The sequence below is a fragment of the Rhodopirellula bahusiensis genome (genome assembly GCF_002727185.1).
GTDB lineage: Bacteria > Planctomycetota > Planctomycetia > Pirellulales > Pirellulaceae > Rhodopirellula > Rhodopirellula bahusiensis.
This window is the reverse complement of the sequence record NZ_NIZW01000057.1, coordinates 1-2,761: the sequence shown is the minus strand read 5'-3', so window position 1 is coordinate 2,761 and position 2,761 is coordinate 1. Positions and strand designations below refer to the sequence as shown.

The window sequence follows — 2,761 nt, the reverse complement described above, 5'->3', positions numbered from 1 at the left end:
AAGTCGCTCGTCGGCATGCTGAAAAGGAACCGGCCCATTGCAATTTGGTTGGTCTCGATCGAGCAATTGAGATAGCTTCTCTTTGAGAAGCAACGCTATTTGCCTCGCGTTATACTCTTCTGCCGATAGGTAGCCAGTGGTGCCGACCAAACCCGGCAGCAAGCTTCCGTCACAGCGTACTGGCAATATGTATTCGTGATCTCTGTTCGGTGCTTCCTGTTTTGCGATGTCGTATTCAAATCGAGCGATTTCACAATCGAGGTAGTTCACAGAAACGATCGGTACGACTGTTCGGCTCTGGCGACCGTATACATCGTGATAAACCCTCTCAGACTTTCCCCACATGAACGCCTTGTTATCGCGATCGTAGAATATTCTGAGCCCGAGGCGTTTGGCTTCGCGAGCAATGCTGCCTGCAAGTTTCCTGTCCTTTCCGCTAAACGACAATGCTGCGTCGTAATCGAACGATTCTCGCTGCTTTGTTTTTCGCTTGGATCTTCTTTTTGAAATTGAGTTGTTCCTAAAAAGTAGCCCGACATTTCTCGCCATCCAGCAAAACCGATTTTGCTGGAGGCTATCGAAGCCCGCTGCACTCTGGATGCCTTGACGATCTTAACTAAGCAGCGCCTTTAGGTTATCCCACGTCCACTTGTAAGTGCGTCCGCCGCCGACCACAGCCCAAGACGACTGCCCGTTTTTGTAGCCAATTAGCTGAAACCTGGGCTTTTCAAACCCAGTCGCGACGGCGACCTCCTTCAGCACGCCAGGAGCTGCATTAGTCTTGGGACCAAGCAAAACGACAAACACGTCAGCCCGCCCTATCGCAACGCGAGCCTTCTCAAGCCAAGTCTTCTCTGGTGCAGCCTCTTTCAACGAAAAGTCCACAATCTCAAACGGTGAATCTGGCAACTTCGATTGCCCGATTAAGAACTCCTTGAGTGCCTTGTCATTATCAAAGTCATAACTCACAAAAACCTTCTTTTTCGCCATCAAACATGCCTTTGCGTGAAAGAAACCGCATGCCTTTGGGAGGTCCAAGCCGAGGCCGGGAACAGTTCTCCAGAGGGGGCACTGAATCTACAGCGAAGAAAGTAGTGATGCAAGCACGCTAGTCCGCTCAAGTCAACCGCCGAAGCATTCGATTTCGTCGCCAAAGGTCTGAAGCGAACAGGCGATCGGCGTCGCTAGAACGGGAAGACTTCAAGAGCGACAGGCCTTGTGTTCGGTGTTCAATCAGTCTGTTAATTCGATCGCCACAGATTGGGATCGGCTGTTTCACTACTCCGGTGGCCGACGCCGGTGCACGGATTAATTTGACAAGCAACTTTGCTGGAACATTACTCTGCCTTGGAGGAGCCCTATTGTTCGAATACAGGAGACTATGGTGTGTGGAGTCAATCAAAGAGTGATGCCATCGCGTTCCTTTGGCTTGAGGGGAACAGGTGGCGGTAACGCCTCCGCGTAGCCTCAGACGTATGGCCGACCCACTCATCGATCATCCGCTGATCGATACCTTTGCTAGCACAAACTGAGATGAAGCTATGCCGAAGGCAGTGCCACCCTTTAACAACGCTCCATTCGCTACCTTCCAGGGGTTGCCGAAAGAAGTGAGCGGCTTGGTCTTTGGTCAGGCCGTCCGTTGACGGTTTTGACTTCCTGGAATGAAGAATGGGCTCTCGGTGGCAAAACGTGAAATTGGTGCCCGGGTGCACGGCGAGCCACTTCAGCAAGACTGTTTCCAGCGGCTTGGAGATGGGAACACGGCGATTACTGAAGGAGCCACGGACGCGTTTCTTTTCGCGGATGGTGAATACCCTCTCATCCAGGTCGATATCAGACAGTTGAGAACGGATCAACTCGGACCGCCTTGCCCCAGTGTATGCCGCAGTGGCAAACATTGGATAAATAAACGGAAGCGATGCGGCCATCCTGACATGTTCGAGCAATTGCTCAATTTCCGCCATACTGAGATAGAGTGCGTCCCAAAGGTCAAGTGAAGCACCGCCCGCAACTTGACGATTGATTTGGTCACGAGTCTGAAAAACAGGAGCCTCCTTGGTTTTGGGCATCTTCAGGTTCTGATTCGGAAAGCCACCGCGGAGTTGCCCTGAGCCTACACCCCACTTCCAAACGGTCCCTAGGGTTACGATCTCCTTCTTGATCGTCGTTCCGGCGACCGTGCCATTTCGCGTTCTCTGCTTCGAACGTTTTGTCACGTATCTTTGAAGGTCGTCCTGTGACAAGCCTTGGACAACGAACCGCTTGCCAAGTATCCGCTCCAAGTGGCCTTGGTGGATCTTCATCGTCGCGATGGAGGTTTCTTCCAGAGTGCCCGCCGGCAACCGATCGAAAAACTCGGTAAAGAGTGCCGAGAGAGTAAGGGAGGCCTTTGCAACCGGCTTTTTATTCAGTTTTCCATCTGAGAGCAGGAATGTCATCAGATCGGATCCCGCCGGAAGCTGAAGACGCCCTGATTCGATCAGACTGATATTTTCCTCGACCCTCAGTTTGCGACTGAGAGCGGCGTCATGATCGTTGGTTTTGAGCGAACGCACAAATCGCTTGCCACCGAAGCGAACGATGATGTTGTAGCGTCCATTTCGAAGCTCGATGCCGGCCATGGGAGCGTGCCCTACGATTGCCATCCAAGTGAAATGCTGGTCGCGTTTTGGTCGCGTTTCCAACCGGCCCACAAAAAAAGGGCTCACCGAATAGTACGGTAAGCCCTTCAAAAGGCAACAATTTGCAGTGTTTTCTTAAT

3 protein-coding genes are annotated in these 2,761 nt (G+C 52.0%); all 3 read right to left on the bottom strand.

The window, feature by feature from the left end; translation table 11 throughout:
- Positions 1-549, bottom strand: a 549-nt coding sequence (locus tag CEE69_RS31680; RefSeq protein ID WP_143549406.1) for a toll/interleukin-1 receptor domain-containing protein, incomplete at its 3' end; no start/stop codon positions are given.
- 63 nt (positions 550-612) lie between these two features.
- On the bottom strand, positions 613-990 hold the full coding sequence (locus CEE69_RS31675; RefSeq protein WP_099264486.1) for a TIR domain-containing protein: 378 nt from the start codon (positions 988-990) through the stop codon (positions 613-615).
- A gap of 404 nt (positions 991-1,394) precedes the next feature.
- Positions 1,395-2,708: a tyrosine-type recombinase/integrase gene (locus tag CEE69_RS31670; RefSeq protein ID WP_143549405.1), complete on the bottom strand. Its 1,314-nt coding sequence runs from the start codon at positions 2,706-2,708 to the stop codon at positions 1,395-1,397.
- Positions 2,709-2,761 lie beyond the last annotated feature (53 nt).

What these genes read in the sequence shown, in the direction of transcription:
- CEE69_RS31675 (WP_099264486.1), bottom strand. Translation starts at nt 990, where the DNA reads ATGGCGAAAAAGAAGGTTTTTGTGAGTTATGACTTTGATAATGACAAG.